This is a genomic window from Flagellimonas sp. 2504JD4-2, assembly GCF_053642935.1.
In genome coordinates, this window is the sequence record NZ_JBSIOV010000001.1 from 944218 (window position 1) to 965514 (window position 21297).

The window sequence follows — 21297 nt, forward strand, 5'->3', positions numbered from 1 at the left end:
TTAAATGAGAACGCAATTAGAACAGGCCACAGACCTGTTAATTTCAAAAACACAGGCTGTACTGGCAATACTTCTTTTCTTGCCAAGCTTGTTATTATCCCAATCGGCGACCATTACTGAAGAAATCCGACAATTGGACACCTATGGTTTCGGAACTCCTAATCCTGTTCCGATTCTTACGGAAAACCCAAAGATATTCCCCTACTTTAAGTTTGAAGGTTATTCCCATACCTCCCAAAAAAAGGGATGGAAGGTGGTAAAATTGGAGAACGATTATATCGAAGTCTTTGTGCTTCCTGAAATTGGAGGCAAGGTTTGGGGTGCTATTGAGAAGAGTACGGGCAATGAATTTTTGTACAGGAACGAAGTGGTCAAATTTCGGAACATAGCTATGAGAGGGCCTTGGACCTCGGGCGGGATAGAATTCAATTTCGGAATAATAGGGCACCATCCTTCTACAGCTACGCCTGTGGACTATGCAACAAAGACGAATGATGATGGCAGTGTGAGTTGTATTGTAGGTAATCTCGATTTACCCTCTAGAACCTATTGGCAAGTAGAGGTGCGACTTGAAGGAGATAAAGCCTATTTCGAAACCAATGCTTCTTGGTACAACGGAACTCCACTAAATCAATCCTATTACAATTGGATGACAGGAGCGGCGCCGGCCACCGATGACCTGGAATTCTTCATCCCTGGAAATGGCTATTTGGAACATAATGGAACATGGCAAAAATGGCCTATTGATGATAAGGGAAGAGATTTGTCCATGTATAAGAACAATAACTTCGGACCTTCAAAGTCCTACCATATCGTGGGAGATTACAAAAACTACTTTGGAGGATATTACCATAACAGCAATGTGGGATTTGGGCACTTGTCTCCCTATGAGGAAATGCCGGGACAAAAGCTTTGGCTATGGGCACTCTCAAGGTCAGGAGGCATATGGGAAGACCTGCTCACAGATACTGATGGGCAGTATATCGAATTTCAAGCTGGAAGATTGTTCAATCAATATTTTCCAGGGGCGGAAAACCCGGTTTCACAGGTCAATTTTGACCCTTATGTTATGGATTCATGGCAAGAACTGTGGTTCCCTATCAAGCAGATTGGCGGAATGGAAGCAGCATCTGAATATGGAGTGTTGAACGTCGAGCGGAATGGAGCTAATGCAAAATTGGGAATTAATGCGCTTCAGGCATTTGATCAGCCGCTACAGATTTTTATTAATGGAGAAGAGGTGTCTTTGGAAAATCTTGAAATGAAACCCATGCAGGTTTTTGAGAAAACCTTCCCTTGCAAGGATGCGGATACCCTACAAGTTTATTTGGGAGGAGATAAGCTCGCATATACATCAGTGAACAAGACATTGCTCAAAAGAAACTTTGAACATAATCCGGAAATCAAGGTATCCGAAGTCGAAAAATTGTTTCATCAAGCTTCCGAAGCAATGAAATATCGCGAATATGATCTTGCAAATGAAAAGCTAGCTGAGTTGCTGACTTTGGATTCCTCCCATCCTAGGGCATTGTTACTCTTGGCCGAGGCGGAATATCGAAAAACACGATATGACAAAGCTTTGGAACATACCAATACGCTTTTACAACTCGACACGTATAACCCCGGAGCAAATTATGTGGCGGGAATCTCATATTGGGCTCAAGATGATGCGCTCAACGCATTGGAATCATTAGGCTGGGCTGCGCGTTCTGTGCAATATCGGTCTGTCGCCTACGCGCAGATGGCCGAGATTTATTTGCATGGGGATAAGGTGAAAAAGGCGGTGACCTATGCCAAAAAAGCCTTGGCTTTTAATCAATATAACCTGAATGCAAGACAAGTCTTGCTGGTAGCCTTTCGAAAATCCAATAACAAGGAAGCATTTACCAAGCAACTGAACAAAATGGGTAAAATCAGTCCAATACACCATTTTGCGACCTTAGAGAAAATACAATTTGAAGGTCAGGAGGTAGGCTCGATTTTGAAAAGTGTTCATAATGAATTTGGAGCTGAGACGATATTGGAACTGGCCTTGGATTATCTCAATTTAGGACAGGATAGGACCGCTAGGGAATTGTTGGAATTAAACTCGGCCGACAGCAAGTCTAAACTACTCTTGGCGTATTTGCTTCAACATAAAAATGGAGATAAGAGTGGAGCTTTGATTCAAGATGTGGCAAACGAATCTCCCAATTTTGTATTTCCCTATCGTCGGGAAATGATACCGGTTCTGAAATGGGCGGTTGGCACCAATAATGACTGGAAGTTCAAATATTACTTGGCCCAAAACTATTTGGCGGTTGGCTTAAAAGATGAGGCCAATACTCTTTTAGAGCAGTGCGGAGAAGCCCCAAATAACGATACCTTTTACAAATTTAGAGCCCAAACTTTGGACAATACTTCTTATGAAAGCAAATTGGCAGATTATACGAAGGCTTTCGATTTAAACAAAGATTACTGGAAAAATTGGGATGATCTTATGCTTTTTTATCTAGAAAACGATAAGAATAAAGATGCGGCAGCTTTTGGGAAAAGAGCAGTTAGAAAGTTTCCTAACAACTACAACGTGGGACTTAGCCATGCGAAGGCTTTGGTTGCCACCGGCGACTATTCAAGGGCGATTTCTGTTCTTGGAGGGTTGAACATTCTTCCATTTGAACATGCTTCGGAAAGTAAAAATATCTACAACGCTGCGCATATTTATCTGGCCAAGCAGCTCATGGATAAAAATCAGTTTGCCAAAGCGACGGATTTACTTGAGGCATCAAAAAATTGGCCAGAAAATTTAGGAGTTGGTACTCCTTATAATCCTGATGACCGACTACCAAATTATTTGTTGGCACTATGCAATGAAAAGCTTGGGAAACAAACCGAGGCAAGTGCGCATTTTGAGCAGGTATCCAATTATAAAGGCGGTAATGTCGCAAGCACCAACACCCTTTTTAAACTGTTGGCACTTGATAAGCTAAGAAGGAATGGTGATAAAGAAGCATTGCTTTCCAAACTCAAGAAAATGTCAGGTGAAAACTCGAATGCGGAATTGATATTGGCATTGTACGGCAAAGATGTAAAGAAGGCGGAATCCATAGCTGAATCGAAAAACATTGATCAGAGATTGATGGAAATTTTGAGTTATAGTTTGAATTGATTTTGTTTTATAATGAAAAACAGCAACTATCTGGTTTATGTATTCCTTTTGATTTTAGTTGGATCACTACAATTCGTGCCCAATTCGGTTTATGCTCAAAAGAATGAGGATGTATTGTTGAACCTGGATTTTGACCAAAACACTTTTTCTGGGTTGGGGAAGTCCTACAAAAATCAGAAATACGATAGCGGGATTGAAGGGCAAGGATTGGATTTGCTTGATTCCGAAGCTATTCCAGCGTTGACCGGGTTGGGAAGGGAATGGTTTACTGATCAAAAAGACTTTTCCGTGGCAATCTGGGTCAAATCCGAGGTTAAATCAAAAGACACCACGATTATTCTTTCCAATGCCGATTTCAGGAAGGACGATATGGGGATCTATGGCAAGAGAAGGATCCACAAGGGCTTTACTTTTTTTAGCTGCAATGGGAGCTGGGGATGGAACATTGGTAATGGAAAATCACATTATAATTACGAGCCATTGGTTATAGACCAACCAGTGGCTGATGGCAAATGGCATCAAATTGTCTTTTCATATAAAGCTGGCCGTAAAGAAGCTCGCTTATTTTATGATGGAGTCAATAGGGCAACATTGAGCTTGGGAGATTTGGCCGACAAGGATTTTGCAAGTCCCAATGTGTTGCACATTGGGAGTAATGGAAATTCGCATGCATCTTTTCCCGGAATTGTGGATGAGGTCCAGGTTTGGAAAAAAGCACTATCACACGATCAGGTTCAAAAGTTGTTTACTGATCATAGAGAGATGATACAAGAACCAGAAATACAAAATGAAGTTCTGACCGTGTTAAATTGGAATATATGGCATGGCGGAACACATTTTTTAAAAGATCGCGATGGTTTTGATGGTGTGGAACGGATTATCGAGTTGATCAGGCAGTCCGGGGCAGATATTGTTTTGATGCAGGAAACGTATGGGGCTGGATCTAGAATTTCCAGCAGTTTGGGTTTTTACTACTATGAGGCTTCCAGCGCAATTGGCGCAGTTTGGGGAGCTAATTTGTCCGTAATGAGCAGATTCCCCATTGAAGAGGTCTATATGATTGAGGAAGCTTCCAATTATGGTAAAAATTATGCTTTTAACAATGGAGGAGCCAAAATTAGATTGTCGGAAAACAAAAGTGTACTGGTGTTTTCCAATTGGTACAATGCAAACAAACCTGAAGATTTGGAAGGAGCCTTAAAAGGTTGGGAATCGTTGGTCAAAAATACGGATAGTATACCGATAGTTTGGGCCGGGGATTTCAATTCTGTCTCGCATTTGGATGATGGCATCGGCAAATCCGGTCATAGTAAGCTTATGACGAATGAAGGATTTAGCGATGCCTATCGAGAATTGTACCCAGATGTAGAAGAATACCCTTGTCTCACAGCTCCCAGTGGTAAAAATAGAATCGATTATATCTACTATAAAGGAGCCAAATTGAAATTAATGGAAGCCGGAGCACTTGTTAAAGATTTTAAAGGAAAATTCAAGCATTCAGGCTATCCCTCCGATCATTTGGGAATTACTGCCAAATTCAAATTGAATTAAAATCACCTAATTAAATAAACCAATCAAAAACAGATGAAAACAATGAAGTCAAAAATATTAATCGGTCTACTCCTAATACTTGTTTTTTCACCGATTTCTGCTCAAAAAGAAAAAGAAAGCAAAAAAGTGGTTACAGTATTATCATTCAATATCTTGGGAGGGAGGACCACCAAAGGAGATTTTAATTTGGATGTCTTGGCTAAACTTATCAAAGACGCAAACCCCGATTTTGTGGCCATGCAGGAAGTGGATTATAAGGTGAATCGATCCAAAAAATATGATTTGGTCACCGAACTTGGATGGAGGACCAAAATGGCTCCGATTTTTGCACGTGCTATGTATTACGATGGCGGAGAATATGGTGAAGGAGTATTGTCAAAATATTCTTTTTTGAGCACAAGAAATGTGGCCTTACCCTATTTGGACGGACAAGAGCCAAGGGCAGCGATTGAGGTTGTGGCGGAACTGCCTTCAAAAGATACCATAGCATTCGTGGGAACACATTTCGCCCATGAGACCAACGAGGGACGAGAAATACAGGCAAAAAAAATAAATGAGGTTTTTGCCTCGAACAAATACCCAACAATTTTGGTCGGGGACCTAAATGCGAAACCTGGCAGTGCCCCGATCAACACCTTGGAAGAGGTATGGCAAGGGACTTACAATAAAGAAAATCCCGAACCCACCTTTCCTTCAGATAATCCACGCGTTAAAATTGACTATGTCATGTTCTATCCGAAAAATAGGTGGAAGGTGCTGGACAAAAAGATTATTGCGGACACCTATGCCTCTGATCATTGCGCTTATTTGGTGACTTTAGAGCTCTTGGATTAGAACTAAATAAGCGAAGAGCTTTTTTAATGGAATCAAATTAATACAATCTAAAAATGAAAAACCCTCTCAATTTTGGGAGGGTTTTGTTATCTGGATCAGATACTATTTTTAGTATTAGACTGATTAATCGTAGTAATTGACAACGATGCCATGTCTGTCTCGGTCAATGGCAAAATAACCTATGGCAACACGTCGACTTCTTTTCTCCATCATGGCATGGTAATGTCCGCCTTCAGGACCTTCTTGGTAAAAAAGTTTGGGAACCCACCAGACTGATTTTTCCACGGTGCCTTCAGAATCATCGCCACCTCTTCCTCCTCCTGCGGCACCTTGCGATTGCCAGCCACAACCATCGCTCCAATGAAAAGTGTCGTTTTGCGCAGCTAATCTAGCTTCACGAGCCGCACATAATTCATATTCGATGGCCCTGACATAAGGAGGTAATCCATGCTTGGCCCTGTATTCATTAATTTGATTCACCGCGTATTCACCAACATCGACATATCCGCAATAGGGATCATCGGACATCAGTTGCATCTCTCCGTCTGCACAAAGGTTTTCAGGATTTCCATCGCCGTCAGGAGATTCCCCGACCAGTGAGGTGGTGAGCCTGGACTCAACCTCGTCATCATCCATTCCAAGGTCAATTAAGGGACTATGCAGTTCTTCATCGGATTTTGAACAAGCCAGATTGAAAAAAATAAAGAAAACGAAAATAAGCGGAGTAAGAATGCCGATATGGGACAGCAATTTTTTCATTGTAGCATTTTAAGTAGGTTCCACTACTTAAACGTTGCTTTGCAGGTTTTAGTGTTTGAAGTTTGGACTATTATTATTCCACCACAAACTTATGGGAACCATATACAGGACGTCCATCTTCTGTAAGTCCCTCTACTTTGATTACATATTCACCATTGTTGTCCCCAGTATAGAAAGTTATCGGATTTCTTTCTTCCTCGGTGGTTTTAACAAAGGGCTCCCAATGTAAAGTAGTACGGTAGTCCGGCCTATTATGTTCTTCTTTGTGTTTTCCATAATATGGAGCATAATACTCCCTTGTTTTGGAAAACCCTGCAACCTCAAAGTTGGCGACTCCTGGAAAAGGCCCATCATCCAGGGGAATGCCTAAACCTTGCTTGGTATACATGGCGACCATGGCAATCCTTGGACCACTTTTGTCATAAGTTTTGATCGCATCTACAACTACAATACTTGAGGGATTCAAAAGTTCTGCCATCTCAGCATCTATTACCATACCGTCTAGAACGTAAACTGCACTTCTTGAAGCTCGAACACCACGTTTTCTAAGAACATCTGTAACGCTGAAACTGGTGGAATCGACAAACATGCGATAGTCAGGGGTGAGGTAGGGTTTCTTAAGTTTCCTGATGCCCTCATTGATTATATCCTGTTCGGTCTTTTTCTTTGCAGAAACGGTCACCCCTTCGAGCACGGTCAATCTGGGATCAAACTCAAAGTCCATAGGGGTTTTGAAAGGGTTCTCCTCAAAATCACGGTCAACATCATTGAAAAAAAAGGTCTTATACCTTTCTGAACCAATTCTTTTCGGAAGAATTTCCACTTCAATGGGCGCTCTTTGAACTGTTACATTCCGAGCTTTCCCTTTGGCGGTTCTACCATTTGCCTCGATAATGACCTTTGCCGTATCCATAAATACATATGGCCCAAAATGGAAACGACCTTGTTCATCTGTCTTCCCATTTTCTTGGTAAACATCGCTGTTCAATCCTAAAAGGCTCAACTTTAAATCTGCCTTCATTGGTTTGTCCGGATTTTTGAAGGCCCTAGTATTTCCGCTTATCACAATACCCTTTTCGGGCAAGAAGGTTAACGGCGCTGATGTTGTGGTGTCAAGAACCTTTTTCCAAACAAATCTTCGCCACCCATGAGTCAGCATAAACGCATCCAATATGTATTTTTTTGAAAAGGAAGGTTTTTCGAAAAAATAGTCCGGATTGGGCATGGTATTACCAATATCCGATTCCAATAACAACCAACTTTTAATATTCGATACGCTTTGACTTCCCAAATGTTTGCCCAAGTTCGCAACGGACATAGAAAGATCTCCATCTAGCGGAAGGCCATTGTTGTCGCTAAGCTGTAAACTTGTAACAACCGGTTGACGGTTGCCATATGTTTCACCATCAGTTGTCAAGGAAAGCGAAGTATCGTTGTCTTGGGGGTCAATAAATACAAGTCGTTCGCAAACTGGTTCCCCTTCTGCGGTAAACAGCGTAAAATGCGCTACCCCGTCCATTAATCCGTCGGTTAAAAATTTGACCAAATAGGAATCATTGCCGTTGGTAGTGGCAATGCGTTTTTTGAAAATGACCTGCCCACGAAGGTGAGCTACTACTAATGCACCCGCCAAACCTCTATGGATATTGGATGCTACTCTTAATAGCACATGGTCACCTCTGTTTTTGACCGTCATCACGTACCCTTTTTTCAAAGGTTTTGGCAGAGCGAACTTCTCTTCGATCTTGTCGTTTAAAAAGCGTGCATAATAGTTTTTACCAGCTTTTGGAACAAATTTTATAAAACCCAATCCAAAATCATGGCTTTCGAATGAACATACAATGGTATCATTTTGATCTACAATTTTACCCTTCAGTGCTATACCGTTACCAATGGAATCGGTCACCTTAATTCCGATATTGCTCTCAAGATCGCTGACCGAATATCCCCCTTCTGGAAAAAACTCCATGCGAGGTTTTGATATTTTGGATGTTGCAACCTTTTGGGTTTCTTTTTTGGCAACATCATTGCTGACCTTGTCCTGATTGGTTCTTTGATTCCAAATGGAAATTTCTTTTTCAAAAAAGAAAGGTTCTTTTTCGTTGAACATATATCTGGTATAACCCCTCAATCTATAGATACCCTGTTCAAGATTACTTGTAATTTTAATATCTCCGCTAGCGCCTATAGTATCAACAAAGAGTTTTCGCTTGGCGATGACACTGTCTTGGTCGTTCAATAGCACCACATGCAGCACTTTACTCTTAGTGCTTTGCATATGTTTAACCCCATCAACCAAATATGCTTTGAACCAGATGGTATTACCGATATTATAAAAGTCCTTATCGGTTTGTATATATACTTTTTCGGGCCCCTCGTTTTCAATGTACCGGTCCAATTTTTTCTCTAGATAGGGAATGGACATATTTTCTTGGGCTTGCCCGAACGAGACATGGAGCAATAAAAGAACAATGATGTTTATACTGTAGTTTTTAAAGAATACATCCAAAACCAAAGAGTTTAAAAGAGTTTATTGCTAGCAAAATGTAGGTTGTTCTATCCCTAATTCCCTGCGAATCCTTCAAAGAGTTACTGACGTACCACCTTTTTCCTGCTTTATCCCTTTAATTTATTAAAAATAGCAAAGCAATCCACAGGACTATAGGTAGGTAATTATTCTCGAGAGGTATTGAGGTTTTTAGAGGGGGTAGCATTTGGTATGGTTTATTGTTTCAAAATATATTAAACTTACAATTCATTTAGACCTCAAACCCTCAATCCAAATAACCTGTATTAAGGTAGGCGAATCGTTTGTTTGAACTTTGATTAGTTCACATTAGATAAATGTCGATAAGCCTTATTAAGATTAGTAACATTAGAACATAAAAAATGAGCCCTAAAGTTCGAGCCTGGCTTGCTTGCTTTACTTTTTTGTCAAATCCAAACTTTTGTAATCTTTCTACTTCTTGATTTTGAAAATCATGCGTTGGGAATAATTTATTCCCAAAAATTGAAGTGGAGGGAAAAAAGAAAAAATCCAACCATTCCTTGGTTGTCAAATCTGCTTGCTTTCGCTTCTTTCTATTTTCTTCCTCTAAACTCAAAATTGATTTATCGTTAATTTAAACTTTTATAGGATTGGTACACCTATCGATTTTAAGAGGGCAATAATCCATACGATTGCAATAAAGGAATATAAAACCCATTTTCGATATACTTTAGCGTTAAGCCATTCTCTAAAACTCTTGGTAAATGGATTATTTCGAAAGAATGACATTGTCTGATTCCTTTTTTGAACTTAAACTTAACTAGGTTGTATTCTATGAATTTTAGACATGTTACTAACGAGTCCTAATGCAGGCCCTTAAATCTTATTCCGTCAACCCATTGATATTTTGTAGGTCCAATTTTCTGAATTCCACCTCTGCACCTTCCGCCTGAATGGCAATCTGTCCGCTACTTACTGTAGCATTATAACCATAGTTTACCAGTTCCCCGTTAAGCCAGACTTTGATCTTGTCGCGATAGCATTCAATTACCATGTTGTTCCAATCTCCAAGCGGTCTTTCGGAACCATCGGTAAGGTTCATAATTCTGCGTTTTGTTCCTTCCGTAATACCCCATTCATTCTTTGGCCCTCTTCGCGCTTCCATATCATCTACCGTGATATCTTCTACAATTACCCAGAAATCCCCAGCATTTTCGTGTTTCATTTGAACTTCTAACGACTTTGGGAACATCTGATACAATGCCCTAGGTGTAGAAGCATGTACCAATACTCCACAATTGCCGGGTTCGCCAGGAAAACGATATTCAATTTCAAGGCGATAATCCGTAAAGGTTGAATCAGTAATAAGGTGACCTCCAGGTTTTCCTAAGCTCACTAAAATGCCCTCTCTAGCGACAAACGGTTTTGGGGAATTGGGCAAACTGTCCAGTTTAGGAACGTCCATATGCCAACCTTCTAAATTCTTACCGTTGAACAATTCCGTTTTTTTTCCTTTTTGACATGCGCAAAGGAAAAAAAGAAGAATTCCCAAAAACCCTAATAGTTTTATCTTCATGACTTTATAAACTGAAACGAAAGTTATTCAATAAATCTTAATATAGTCAATTCTTCTCCGCATTCAACACCCCAATTTTGGGCCTCTTTGTCCATATTTAAGACCAAACCTGAGATGCCATAATAATAAGTCATAGATGCTCCTGGAGAAAGTTTTTGACCTTATGGTTTTATTTGGGTAAGCGGTTCTTTATGGTTGCTATTTGCCCCATATGGTTGGCCGAATGTTCCATCACGTGGTACCAGATATAATGGTAGTTTAATCCCTCCTCTATAGTCGATGAGAACCAATCATCATTTTTGGTTTTGAGTCCATTTAGGGTTTTTTTACGGACTTCATCCCATAAATCCAAATAATACCTGATCGGCTTACCCTTAAGAATGCTCCTTACTTCTTCATTAAGTTCGCCTGCCATACCAAATCCGGTTCGCTCATCTTCTGTCCATTCCCGACCCTCCAATGTCGCTATTTGGTAATATGATTCCGTGGACACCAAATGCATGATCAATGATCCTATGCTATTGGCATCAGAATCGTATAGGAAGTCAGTTTGTGATTGGTCTAAGTCCTTAACTTGTTGGGTAATTCTGTCCTTTAAGTCTTCTAACATATAGACCATTAGACCAATCTGTGGTGAATAGCCCTCAACCGATTTTAGCTCTCCTTGTGCGTTCAACAATAGCATTGGTACTAAAAGCAGTAAAAGACTGGTTTTTGTTTTCAAGGATTTCATAGTATCGTGTTCAAATTAATATATTGATATGGAATGATGTTCAAGGTTGCTATTTCTGGCCATACATTATTTTGCAGAAGGTAATTGATTAAATAAGAATATCGACAATTATAAGGCCCTTTGACAAGGTTTTAACATTGTATAGATCAATAACTTGGTGCTAACAAATCGTTTTTGAACTTTGTCCTTTATTATCGAGCATTAATTTGTTTAGCATAAAATTCTGGTGCTAGAATATAAATCCCAATGGTCGTCCTTCGCATTCAACACCTTACTTAAAAGTATTAAGGCGATTCTCAGTACTTTAGGTAAGCAAATGTTCTTAGGTATTGTGGTTTTCTAAGGGGTATGGAATTCTATATGGGTTATGGCTGTAGGAATTAATACTTAGGATAAAAAAAGCCCCACATATGTGAGGCTTTATCTTGCGGTCTGGACGGGATTCATTTCTCACTTCGCTCGAAATGGGCCACTAGGGACGGTCCTGCAATGAACCAAACCCTTAGACGGCAAAGCCGTCACAGTCTTTTTTTCATTTCTCCGCACTTTCGAGCAAGCTCAAGTGCTCCAAAACGAAAAAACCCCTCACTTAGGTGAAGGGTTTTACTTTCTTGCGGTCTGGACGGGACTCGAACCCGCGACCCCCTGCGTGACAGGCAGGTATTCTAACCAACTGAACTACCAGACCAATGATTTTATCTTTTCAGACCCTGACAACAGTCAGATTCAAATCTTGTTCAAATTGCTTTTTGCAAAGCGAGTGCAAATATACATTGTCAATTCTTATTCGACAAGAGATTTTTTAAAAATAATGATCAAACAAATTTCTGCCGTTCTATCATAAAAGTATTCAACACTTGCGAAAAGTTAGAGCCCACATCCACACCTACATATTTGATTTTATATTGGGCGCATTTCAACTTTAAATTTTCAACGTATGCTTCCACTTTTTGATTATAGGCATTTTTGATATTGTCGGCATATACATCGACATGTGTCCCGCTTTCTACATCCACAAAACGCTTGGGGGTGTTCTCAAAATCGAAACTCAATTCATGTTTGTGATCCAGAATATGAAAAAGAACCACCGCGTGCTTGTTATACTTTAGATGGCGTAGTGCTTCAAATAGCTGAGCTTCCTCCGTTTCCGTTTGAAACATGTCCGAGAACAGAAATATAAGGCTACGTCTGTGGATTTTTTCCGCTATTTGGTGCAGATAGGTGTATGTTTTGGTGGTTTGCGATTCACTTACCGTACTTGAAACCTCATTAAGCTTTGAATAAAGCATTTGAAAATGTCGTTCACTGCTTTTTTCCGAAGAATAGAAGTTGTACAAATCTGAATAAATGCTCAAGCCGACCGCATCACGTTGTTTTTTTAAGACTTGCATTAACGCAGCTATCGCCAACACACCAAAACCAATTTTGTTGAGGTTCTCCAATCCCAGCTTTTCTATCTTCGGATAGTACATCGAAGCTGAATTGTCCAAGATCATGTGGCACCTTAGGTTGGTTTCATCCTCATATCTTTTCGTATACAAACGATCAGTTTTGGCATATAATTTCCAATCAATGTGCTTGGTGCTTTCCCCAGGATTGTAGATTTTATGTTCGGCGAATTCCGCGGAAAACCCATGGAACGGACTTTTGTGAATGCCGCTGATAAAGCCTTCCACAATCTGGTTGGCCAAAAGTTCCAGATTTTGGAACAATTGTGCTTTATGAAGTTCTGATCTAATGTCCATGATCGATTAAAGGATCAAGATAAAACAAAAAAGGCTTGGCAAAAGCCAAACCTTTTTTAAAATCTATTTTTTAGAAACTTATATTATAATACAGCTTCGATTGCGTCAGTGTAAGCTTTCTTTGGAGAAACCCCAACTTGACGGTTTACAATCTCACCGTTTTTGAAAACAAGAACCGTAGGGATGTTACGTACACCATATTTGGCCGCAAATTGCTGGTTTGCATCAACGTCAACTTTTCCGACTACCGCCTTACCCTCATATTCGTTACTTACTTCATCAATGATAGGTCCTACCATTCTACAAGGACCACACCATGCCGCCCAAAAATCCACAACAACGGGTTTGTCGCTTTTAAGTACTATTTCATCAAAAGTTGCATCTGTTATTTCTAGTGCCATTTTATTTGTTTTAATATTCGCAAATTTAGTCAAATATTGCCCATATTCCTTACGGCGCAAAGATTCATTTTAATTATTGTGCCATCAGCATAAACTATGGGCTTGGTCAATTCAATTTGTAATGTATCTCGTTCTCTTCCAGGGTGGAAAGCAGTTCACTATTGATCTTTACCTTCTGTTTCCTGCTGGATAAATTTAGTTTGATTTCATCCTGCATTTCGTATACCACAAAATTGAGCGTGTGGTCCCCTTTGTGTGATCTTAGGGTGTCTTTAAGTACCTGTATCCGTTTTTCTTGCAAACGGGCTATGTCCAATTTGATGGTCAGCTTCTTGGCATAGGCATCCATCACATCTTGAAGCTGTTTAAAATCGTTGAACTGCAGTCGGGGATCTCCCTTTTTGCCAGTTTCCCTATTGACCCATCCTTCGCGAACAAAGGTTTTGACATGTACAAAGGAGTTGATCATTAAAAAATGCCTAAACTTCAGATACTCCTCGCCAAAAATTCGGAACTCGTGGGTGTCGCTATAATCTTCAAGGGTGAAAAGTCCCCAGCCTTTCCCATTCTTGGAAACCCGATGCTGCACATCCGTAATTACGCCGGCCACCGTCAGTTCACGGTTAACATAAGGTTCCAATTCGGTGAAAGCGGAGATATTACTGTTACAAAAGGCCTTGATTTCTTTTTTGAAATCATCCAAAGGATGTCCAGAAATATAGATGCCCACAACCTCTTTTTCCCTTCGGAGTTTTTCCATAGTCCCCCAATCTTCGCACGGAGGTACTGTGGGTTCAGCAATTTGTGCTTCACTCATTCCTCCGAACATATCCATTTGGGAAGAGTTCTGGTTTTCCTGATATTTCGCTGCGGATTTGATTACTTTTTCCAAGAAAGTGATTCCATCGCCTTCATCATGAAAGTACTGTGCCCTATGCGTGTCACCGAATGAATCAAAACCTCCGGCGAGAGCCAAGTTTTCAAAAGATTTTTTATTGGCTGATCGCAGCTCAACACGTTTTGCCAAATCGAAAACGGATTTGTACGGGCCATCCTTTTTTCTATTCTCTACAATGGTCTCCACAGCAGAACGACCAACCCCTTTAATGGCGCCCATTCCGAAACGCACCGCATTGTTCTTGTTTACCGCAAATTTGTAGTAGGATTCGTTTACATCTGGTCCCAGCACTTCCAGCCCCATACGCTTACATTCTTCCATAAAGAAGGTGACCTGTTTAATGTCGTTCATGTTATTGGATAACACGGCAGCCATATATTCAGCAGGGTAGTGGGCCTTTAAATAGGCTGTTTGATAGGCTATAAAAGCGTAGCATGTAGAGTGACTTTTATTAAAAGCATAGGAGGCAAAAGCTTCCCAGTCCTTCCAAATTTTTTCCAAGACATCCCGCGGGTGCCCGTTTTTCTCCCCACCATCCAGAAACTGGGGTTTTAGTTTTTGCAGTAAAGCAAATATCTTTTTTCCCATTGCCTTCCGCAGTACATCGGCATCACCCTTAGAGAATCCGGCTAGCTTCTGCGAGAGCAGCATCACCTGCTCTTGATAGACCGTAATCCCATAAGTTTCCTTCAGGTACTCCTCCATATCGGGAAGGTCATAGGTAATTTCTTCCTCGCCATGCTTTCGGGCAATAAAACTGGGGATGTATTCCATCGGACCAGGTCGATACAGGGCGTTCATGGCAATAAGATCATCAAAAACCGTTGGTTTCAGGTTTTTCATGTGCTTCTGCATCCCCGGGGATTCGTACTGGAATATCCCTACGGTATCACCGCGTTGGAAAAGTTCATAAGTCTTCTCGTCATCCAGCGGAAATTCATCAGGAATCAACTCAACTCCCGTGCGCGCCTTGACAATTTTTACCGTATCCTTGATCAAGGTCAAGGTTTTTAGTCCAAGGAAATCCATTTTGAGCAGTCCGGCATTCTCCACGACAGAGTTATCAAATTGCGTCACATATAAATCTGAATCCTTAGCTGTGGCAACAGGTACAAAATTGGTAATGTCATCTGGGGTGATAATGACCCCGCAAGCGTGGATTCCTGTATTTCTTAATGAACCTTCCAGAACCCGGGCCATTTTAACCGTCTGGCCCTCCAAATCATCTCCTTCCGAAATGTTCAGTAGTTCGTTTACTTTTTCAAGCTCATCCGAACGGAACTTTTTCTTCAGCTCGGATTCTTCCACGCCAAAGATTTTGTTCAGTTTGGACATGTTTGGAATAAGCTTCGCAATGCGATCGGCATCGTTTAAGGGGAGGTCCAAAACCCGCGCCGTATCCCGAATTGAGGATTTGGCGGCCATGGTACCGTATGTAATAATCTGTGCAACCTGATTGGCGCCATATTTATCGATTACATAGTCCATAACCTTTCCGCGGCCCTCATCATCAAAATCAATATCGATATCGGGCATGGATACCCTATCTGGATTTAGGAATCGCTCAAAAAGCAGATCGTATTTTAGTGGGTCTATATTGGTTATTCCCAAACAATAGGCTACAACGGAACCCGCTGCGGACCCACGACCTGGACCTACAGAAACGCCCATATTCCGAGCTTCCCTGATAAAATCTTCTACAATCAAAAAGTAACCGGGATAACCGGAGTTTTCAATGGTGCCCAATTCAAAATCGATGCGCTCGGTGATTTCATCTGTGATTTTACCATAGCGTTTCTCAGCACCTTGATAGGTAATGTGTCTTAGGTATGCATTTTCTCCCCGCTTACCTCCATCGGTTAAATCTTCCTCAACCTTAAATTTGGTCGGGATATCAAATTTTGGAAGCAGTACATCGCGTGCCAAATCGAAAGATTCGACTTTATCAATGACCTCCTGTATGTTAAGAATGGCTTCAGGGACATCTTTAAAAAGCGTCTTCATTTCGTCCGAAGACTTGAAGTAATATTCCTGGTTGGGCAGTCCGTAACGGTAACCACGTCCTCGGCCAATAGGCGTAGCCTGTTTTTCACCATCTTTTACACAGAGCAAAATATCATGCGCCTCCGCATCTTTTTTGTCACAATAATAGGTGTTGTTGGTTGCGACGATTTTTACCTCGTGCTTTTTGGCCAAAGGAACCAAAACCTGGTTCACCCGATCTTCATCTTCCTGGCCATGTCGCATCATTTCCATGTACAGATCATCCCCAAACTGTTCCTTCCACCATAACAAAGCTTCTTCTGCCTGCTTTTCTCCTATGTTTAGAATCTTATTGGGAACTTCTCCGTAAAGATTTCCAGTAAAGGCGATGATATCCTCTTTATAGTGTTCAATGACCTTTTTGTCAATTCTAGGAACGTAATAAAAGCCATCGGTATAGGCAATGGAAGACATTTTTGCCAGATTGTGATAGCCATTTTTATTTTTGGCTAGCAACACAATTTGATAACCGTAATCTTTTACATTTTTGTTGGTATGGTCTTCGCAAACATAAAATTCACAACCAATAATGGGAGTGATTTCCTTTTCTGAAGGAGTTTCACCTTTTTCGACCAATTCGGCATTCTTTTCTTTGACCGATTTATTATGGGCCTTTACTTCTTTTACAAAATGAAAGGCACCCATCATATTGGCATGGTCGGTCAGGGCCACCGCGGGCATATTGTTTTCGGCGGCTGTTTTGACCAAGCTTTTGATGTTTATGGTGGACTGAAGCACCGAAAACTGTGAATGGTTGTGCAAGTGGGCAAAAGTGGCGTCTGCAAGACTCTCGACATTCTGATTGATTTCATCCTCTGAAATTCCACCTGTGTCGTTGGCCCAAAGGGCATCCGCAATTTCTTTAGAAGCTTTTTTCAGGTTGATATGCTTTAATCCAATAAGCTGGATTTCCTTTGGATTGGCTTCGGAGAAATGTTCGAAGTAATCAGGTTGTACATCCAACTCCTCAATGGAAAAATGCTCTTTACGAACCAGCTCCAAAAAGCACCGGGTGGTAGCTTCAACATCCGCTGTTGCATTATGTGCTTCTGCAAAGGGCTCTCCAAAAAGAAATTCATGCAGTTCGGTCAATGTAGGTAACTTGAATTTCCCTCCACGACCACCGGGAATTTTGCACAATTCTGCGGTGGCTTCCGTACAAGTATCCAAAACAGGGAGTTGTCCCATGCTATTTTCGATTCCCATACGATGGAATTCACATCCCATGATGTAGATATCGAAATCTACATTTTGACCGACCACAAATTTTGCTTTGCTCAAAGCGGCATTGAATGCCTCTAAAACTTCGGTTAAGGGCTTACCTTTTTGTTCTGCCAGCGCCGTGGAAATACCATGGATTTGCTCTGCTTCATACGGAACATTGAATCCATCAGGTTGTACCAACATGTCTTGATGCTCCACAAGATTTCCCATTTCATCATGCAATTGCCATGCAATCTGAATGCATCGGGGCCAATTGTCCGTATCGGTGATCGGAGCATCCCATCGTTTTGGTAATCCAGTGGTTTCAGTATCAAAAATTAAGTACATGTGAGCGCTGTTTGCCTGTCAAATAAATAGCGTTTAAAAATATACAAACATCAAGGTTTTATAAAAAGTAGTTTTTAGGAGTTATTAACCAATGATTTTCCAATTTTGTTTCAACCCTAACGGACATGGGTATTATTTTGACTTGATAATTTTTTTTGATGTTATTTACAGTTCTATTTAGTCATAATAATATAGCCAATAAACTTCAACCAAATGAAAATGAACCAAGGAAACAAACATTCCGTCATCGTATTACTTTTTGCAATTTTTTTCGGCATTCCCTTAAGCACTAGCGCTCAAATGGATGTTGATAATCCACCGAATTTCATCATCATCTTTGCGGATGACCTAGGGTATGGTGATTTAAGTTCCTATGGACATCCTACAATTAGCACTCCCCACCTCGACCGCATGGCCTATGAAGGCCAAAAATGGACGAATTTTTATGTTGGTGCAAGCGTTTGTACCCCTAGCAGGGCCGCATTGCTCACAGGGAGATTGCCTGTTAGAAGTGGAATGGCCAGCAACAAACATCGTGTGCTTTTCCCGAATTCGAAGAATGGATTACCGGCAAGTGAGATTACATTGGCAGAGCAATTGAAAAAGGCCGGATACAACACGGCATGTATCGGAAAATGGCACTTAGGGCACAAGCAGCAGTATTTGCCGACCAATAACGGATTCGACTATTATTTTGGAATACCTTATTCCAATGACATGGATTATGTTGGAAAAGATATTCCGGGTTATAAAAAGTTGGCTTTGGAAAATCCGGAGGGAATTAAAACAGAAAGCTATAATGTGCCGTTGCTACGGAACACGGAGATTGTTGAGCGCCCGGCAAATCAAAATACGATTACAAAAAGATATGCCGAGGAGACCATTTCCTTTATCAAACAAAATAAAAATCAACCTTTCTTCGTCTATATGGCGCATAGCCTTCCACATATTCCCTTGTTTGCCTCTAAAGATTTTATGGGCACAAGTAAGCGGGGTTTGTATGGCGATGTGGTTGAAGAAATTGATCATGGCATAGGTGAAATTTTAAAAGCCTTGGAGGATGAAGGATTAGCAGACAACACCATCGTTATGTTTACTTCAGATAATGGACCTTGGCTGCCTTTTGAGAACCATGGGGGTAGCGCGGGACTTTTAAGAGCTGGGAAAGGAACCACCTGGGAGGGCGGTATGCGGGAACCGGCTATTTTTTGGGGACCAGGACTTGTTAAGCCAGGTTTGGTAACAAGCTTGGGCTCAACAATGGATTTGTTTGCCACATTTAGCAGCATGGCTGGTATTGAAGCCCCAAAGGACCGTATCGTGGATGGGGTCGATTTGAGCAGAACCTTATTGCATCATGACCCAAGTCCGCGAAAAAGTATTTTATACTATCGGGGAACAGAGTTATACGCTGCCCGCTTGGGAGATTATAAAGCCCACTTTATCACACAAGGAGCTTACGGGCAATTTGGTGATCGGATGGCGCATGATACTCCACTATTATATCACCTAAATCACGATCCATCGGAACAGTTCAACATTGCCGAAGGGAATGATGAAATTATCCAAGAGATCCAGAAGTTGGTCCAAGAACACCAATCCAAGTTGGTGCCGGGGAAAGACCAATTGGCAGAAAGGGAATAGAAAGTCTTTAATGTCATTGTGCATTAAAAGAAATCAAGTATATTTGCACCCGCTTAAGTAGAAAGCGATTAAAATAGAATTAATAATCAGGGTCGGGCACCCTACAAATTAATGTGATATGCCAGTTAAAATTAGACTTCAGAGACACGGTAAAAAAGGTAAACCATTCTATTGGGTGGTTGCTGCAGATTCAAGATCGAAAAGGGATGGTAAATTTTTGGAAAAATTGGGAACCTACAACCCAAATACCAATCCTGCTACTATCAATTTGGATGTAGATGGATCTGTTAAATGGTTGAGCAATGGTGCACAACCTACTGATACTGCCAGAGCTATTTTATCTTATAAAGGAGTTATGATGAAACATCATCTATTAGGTGGTGTTCGAAAAGGAGCCTTGACTGAAGAACAAGCCGAAGAAAAATTCAATGCTTGGGTAGAAGAAAAAGAAAAAGCGATTGCTGCTAAAGTTGGTGGCCTGGATAAAGCCAAAGCGGACGCTAAAGCCAAAGCACTGGAAGCTGAGAAAGAATTTAGCGATAAAAGAGCTGCCGCTGCATTGCCAGAGGTAGAAGAAGAAGCTGTTGAGGAAGTTGCTGAAGAAGTAGCCGAAACTACTGAAACTGTTGCAGAAGAAACTCCAGTTGTAGAAGAAGCTCCTGCAGAGCCGGCAAAAGAAGAAGTTACTGCTGAGCCTGAAGCTAAAGCTGAGGAGGCTGCTCCTGCTGAAGAAGCTGAAGCAAGTAAAGAAGAAGAGTAAATTACTCTGGCGATGCGCAAGGAAGATTGCTTCTACCTGGGCAAAGTCGTTTCAAAATATAGTTTTAAGGGCGAGGTATTGGTAAAACTCGATACCGATGAACCCGAAATCTACGAAAACATGGAATCAGTTTTTGTTTCATTGGGAAACAATCTGATTCCATTTTTTATTGACCGTTGTCGACTGCACAAGTCAGCTTTGCTGCGTATCGATTTTGAAGAAGTAAAGGACGAATCCTCGGCAAATAAGATCATAGGTTCCGAATTGTATCTTCCTTTGGAAATGCTTCCACCGCTAACCGGGGACAAATTTTATTTCCATGAAGTGATTGGCTTTACACTAATGGATGAGGTCCATGGAAATATTGGAACCATTAAGGCGGTCAACGATAGTGCATCCCAAGAGCTTTTTGAAGCTGAAAAAGACGGTAAGGAATTGTTGATTCCCATAAGTGACGATATCATTTCCAAAGTCGATAGGAAGTCGAAGATTATTCATGTAAAGACTCCCGAAGGGTTGGTGGACCTTTATTTGGGAAGTGAATAAAAAAGGAAGCTACTCGCTTCCTTTCTGATTATTTTTTGGGATAAGGGATTTACTTCTTCCACTTACCGCCTCCAAAATAGAAACCTAATGAGATTCCGATGTAAGAGTTTTTAATTTCAGCTCCATCGTCAATCTCAGATTTACCGATCAGATTGTAGGTGGCAGCTATCCGCAGTTTGCCTAATTCAAACCCTGCACGGACCAAACCTCCAAATTTACCATCCACTTCTATATCTTCATCGGTTAGTTCTGCATTCGCTAAGGAGCTGAATCCAATACCACCACCCAAGAAAGGAGCAAATGATGAACTTCCGGAATTAAAGTAGTAATCAAAAGTACCGGTATACGATAAACTGGCAGCAAGATTTGTTTCCTGGGGAAGCCCTCCATCGCTTATATTTTTGGCCATGGCAGCGGATTCAATACGCAGACCAATGTTCATATTGTCGGCAATATTGTATTTTGGCTCAAGGGCAATAGTAACCCCACCCCCACCGTCTGGAACGGCATATCCTAGGTCAAGACCAACTCTGAATTTGTTTTGCTCCTGTGCCTGTAGTAAATGAGTCATCGCCGCCATAACAGCCACAACAAAAAAGAATTTTTTCATACTAATTGTG

Annotated in this window: 15 protein-coding genes and 1 tRNA gene; 6 read left to right on the top strand and 10 right to left on the bottom strand. The window is 41.0% G+C overall.

Features of this window, described 5'->3' with window-relative positions; genetic code table 11:
* Window positions 1-4: 4 nt before the first annotated feature.
* Genes ACULLH_RS04305 through ACULLH_RS04315 form a run of 3 tightly spaced genes read left to right on the top strand, consistent with a single transcriptional unit; the run spans window position 5 to window position 5533 of the window.
* Window positions 5-3148: a DUF5107 domain-containing protein gene (locus tag ACULLH_RS04305; protein ID WP_454087493.1), complete on the top strand. Its 3144-nt coding sequence runs from the start codon at window positions 5-7 to the stop codon at window positions 3146-3148.
* A gap of 12 nt (window positions 3149-3160) precedes the next feature.
* Window positions 3161-4699 carry a LamG-like jellyroll fold domain-containing protein gene (locus tag ACULLH_RS04310; RefSeq protein ID WP_454087494.1) on the top strand — a complete coding sequence of 513 codons (1539 nt, stop codon included), beginning with the start codon at window positions 3161-3163 and terminating at the stop codon, window positions 4697-4699.
* 42 nt (window positions 4700-4741) lie between these two features.
* Window positions 4742-5533, top strand: coding sequence for an endonuclease/exonuclease/phosphatase family protein (locus ACULLH_RS04315; RefSeq protein ID WP_454087495.1), 792 nt, complete (start codon window positions 4742-4744; stop codon window positions 5531-5533).
* A gap of 123 nt (window positions 5534-5656) precedes the next feature.
* Here ACULLH_RS04315 and ACULLH_RS04320 read toward each other — a convergent pair whose 3' ends face one another.
* From ACULLH_RS04320 to dnaE, 9 genes are all read right to left on the bottom strand, one after another.
* Window positions 5657-6292, bottom strand: a complete 636-nt coding sequence (locus ACULLH_RS04320; RefSeq protein WP_454087496.1) for a CAP domain-containing protein — start codon at window positions 6290-6292, stop codon at window positions 5657-5659.
* Between the two features lie 73 nt (window positions 6293-6365).
* Window positions 6366-8801: a hypothetical protein gene (locus ACULLH_RS04325; protein WP_454087497.1), complete on the bottom strand. Its 2436-nt coding sequence runs from the start codon at window positions 8799-8801 to the stop codon at window positions 6366-6368.
* 322 nt (window positions 8802-9123) lie between these two features.
* Window positions 9124-9396, bottom strand: coding sequence for a hypothetical protein (locus ACULLH_RS04330; protein WP_454087498.1), 273 nt, complete (start codon window positions 9394-9396; stop codon window positions 9124-9126).
* Between the two features lie 267 nt (window positions 9397-9663).
* The gene (locus tag ACULLH_RS04335) at window positions 9664-10356 is read right to left on the bottom strand and encodes a 3-keto-disaccharide hydrolase (RefSeq protein WP_454087499.1); all 693 of its coding nucleotides are present in this window, start codon (window positions 10354-10356) and stop codon (window positions 9664-9666) included.
* A gap of 169 nt (window positions 10357-10525) precedes the next feature.
* Window positions 10526-11089, bottom strand: a complete 564-nt coding sequence (locus ACULLH_RS04340) for a DinB family protein (protein ID WP_454087500.1) — start codon at window positions 11087-11089, stop codon at window positions 10526-10528.
* A 614-nt stretch (window positions 11090-11703) separates the two neighbouring features.
* Window positions 11704-11777 (bottom strand) — tRNA-Asp (locus ACULLH_RS04345).
* Window positions 11778-11904: 127 nt separating this feature from the next.
* Window positions 11905-12834, bottom strand: coding sequence for a DUF58 domain-containing protein (locus ACULLH_RS04350; protein ID WP_454087501.1), 930 nt, complete (start codon window positions 12832-12834; stop codon window positions 11905-11907).
* Window positions 12835-12917: 83 nt separating this feature from the next.
* Window positions 12918-13250 (bottom strand): thioredoxin, encoded by a 333-nt coding sequence (gene trxA, locus ACULLH_RS04355; protein WP_454087954.1) that lies wholly within the window; start codon window positions 13248-13250, stop codon window positions 12918-12920.
* A 91-nt stretch (window positions 13251-13341) separates the two neighbouring features.
* Window positions 13342-17727: a DNA polymerase III subunit alpha gene (gene dnaE, locus ACULLH_RS04360; RefSeq protein ID WP_454087502.1), complete on the bottom strand. Its 4386-nt coding sequence runs from the start codon at window positions 17725-17727 to the stop codon at window positions 13342-13344.
* A gap of 213 nt (window positions 17728-17940) precedes the next feature.
* Here dnaE and ACULLH_RS04365 point away from each other — a divergent pair, with 213 nt between their 5' ends.
* From ACULLH_RS04365 to rimM, 3 genes are all read left to right on the top strand, one after another.
* On the top strand, window positions 17941-19371 hold the full coding sequence (locus ACULLH_RS04365; RefSeq protein ID WP_454087503.1) for a sulfatase family protein: 1431 nt from the start codon (window positions 17941-17943) through the stop codon (window positions 19369-19371).
* 118 nt (window positions 19372-19489) lie between these two features.
* Window positions 19490-20131, top strand: a complete 642-nt coding sequence (locus ACULLH_RS04370) for a 30S ribosomal protein S16 (protein ID WP_454087504.1) — start codon at window positions 19490-19492, stop codon at window positions 20129-20131.
* 12 nt (window positions 20132-20143) lie between these two features.
* Entirely contained in the window at window positions 20144-20677 is a 534-nt protein-coding gene (gene rimM, locus ACULLH_RS04375; RefSeq protein WP_454087505.1) for a ribosome maturation factor RimM, read from the top strand.
* Window positions 20678-20726: 49 nt separating this feature from the next.
* Here the strand turns inward: rimM and ACULLH_RS04380 are convergent, their stop codons facing one another.
* Window positions 20727-21287, bottom strand: a complete 561-nt coding sequence (locus tag ACULLH_RS04380) for an outer membrane beta-barrel protein (protein WP_454087506.1) — start codon at window positions 21285-21287, stop codon at window positions 20727-20729.
* Between the last annotated feature and the right edge of the window lie 10 nt (window positions 21288-21297).

What these genes read in the sequence shown, in the direction of transcription:
- ACULLH_RS04335 (WP_454087499.1), bottom strand. Translation starts at nt 10,356, where the DNA reads ATGAAGATAAAACTATTAGGGTTTTTGGGAATTCTTCTTTTTTTCCTT.
- ACULLH_RS04350 (WP_454087501.1), bottom strand. Translation starts at nt 12,834, where the DNA reads ATGGACATTAGATCAGAACTTCATAAAGCACAATTGTTCCAAAATCTG.
- ACULLH_RS04370 (WP_454087504.1), top strand. Translation starts at nt 19,490, where the DNA reads ATGCCAGTTAAAATTAGACTTCAGAGACACGGTAAAAAAGGTAAACCA.
- ACULLH_RS04380 (WP_454087506.1), bottom strand. Translation starts at nt 21,287, where the DNA reads ATGAAAAAATTCTTTTTTGTTGTGGCTGTTATGGCGGCGATGACTCAT.
- ACULLH_RS04315 (WP_454087495.1), top strand. Translation starts at nt 4,742, where the DNA reads ATGAAGTCAAAAATATTAATCGGTCTACTCCTAATACTTGTTTTTTCA.
- ACULLH_RS04305 (WP_454087493.1), top strand. Translation starts at nt 5, where the DNA reads ATGAGAACGCAATTAGAACAGGCCACAGACCTGTTAATTTCAAAAACA.
- dnaE (WP_454087502.1), bottom strand. Translation starts at nt 17,727, where the DNA reads ATGTACTTAATTTTTGATACTGAAACCACTGGATTACCAAAACGATGG.
- ACULLH_RS04340 (WP_454087500.1), bottom strand. Translation starts at nt 11,089, where the DNA reads ATGAAATCCTTGAAAACAAAAACCAGTCTTTTACTGCTTTTAGTACCA.
- ACULLH_RS04365 (WP_454087503.1), top strand. Translation starts at nt 17,941, where the DNA reads ATGAAAATGAACCAAGGAAACAAACATTCCGTCATCGTATTACTTTTT.
- ACULLH_RS04320 (WP_454087496.1), bottom strand. Translation starts at nt 6,292, where the DNA reads ATGAAAAAATTGCTGTCCCATATCGGCATTCTTACTCCGCTTATTTTC.
- rimM (WP_454087505.1), top strand. Translation starts at nt 20,144, where the DNA reads ATGCGCAAGGAAGATTGCTTCTACCTGGGCAAAGTCGTTTCAAAATAT.
- ACULLH_RS04310 (WP_454087494.1), top strand. Translation starts at nt 3,161, where the DNA reads ATGAAAAACAGCAACTATCTGGTTTATGTATTCCTTTTGATTTTAGTT.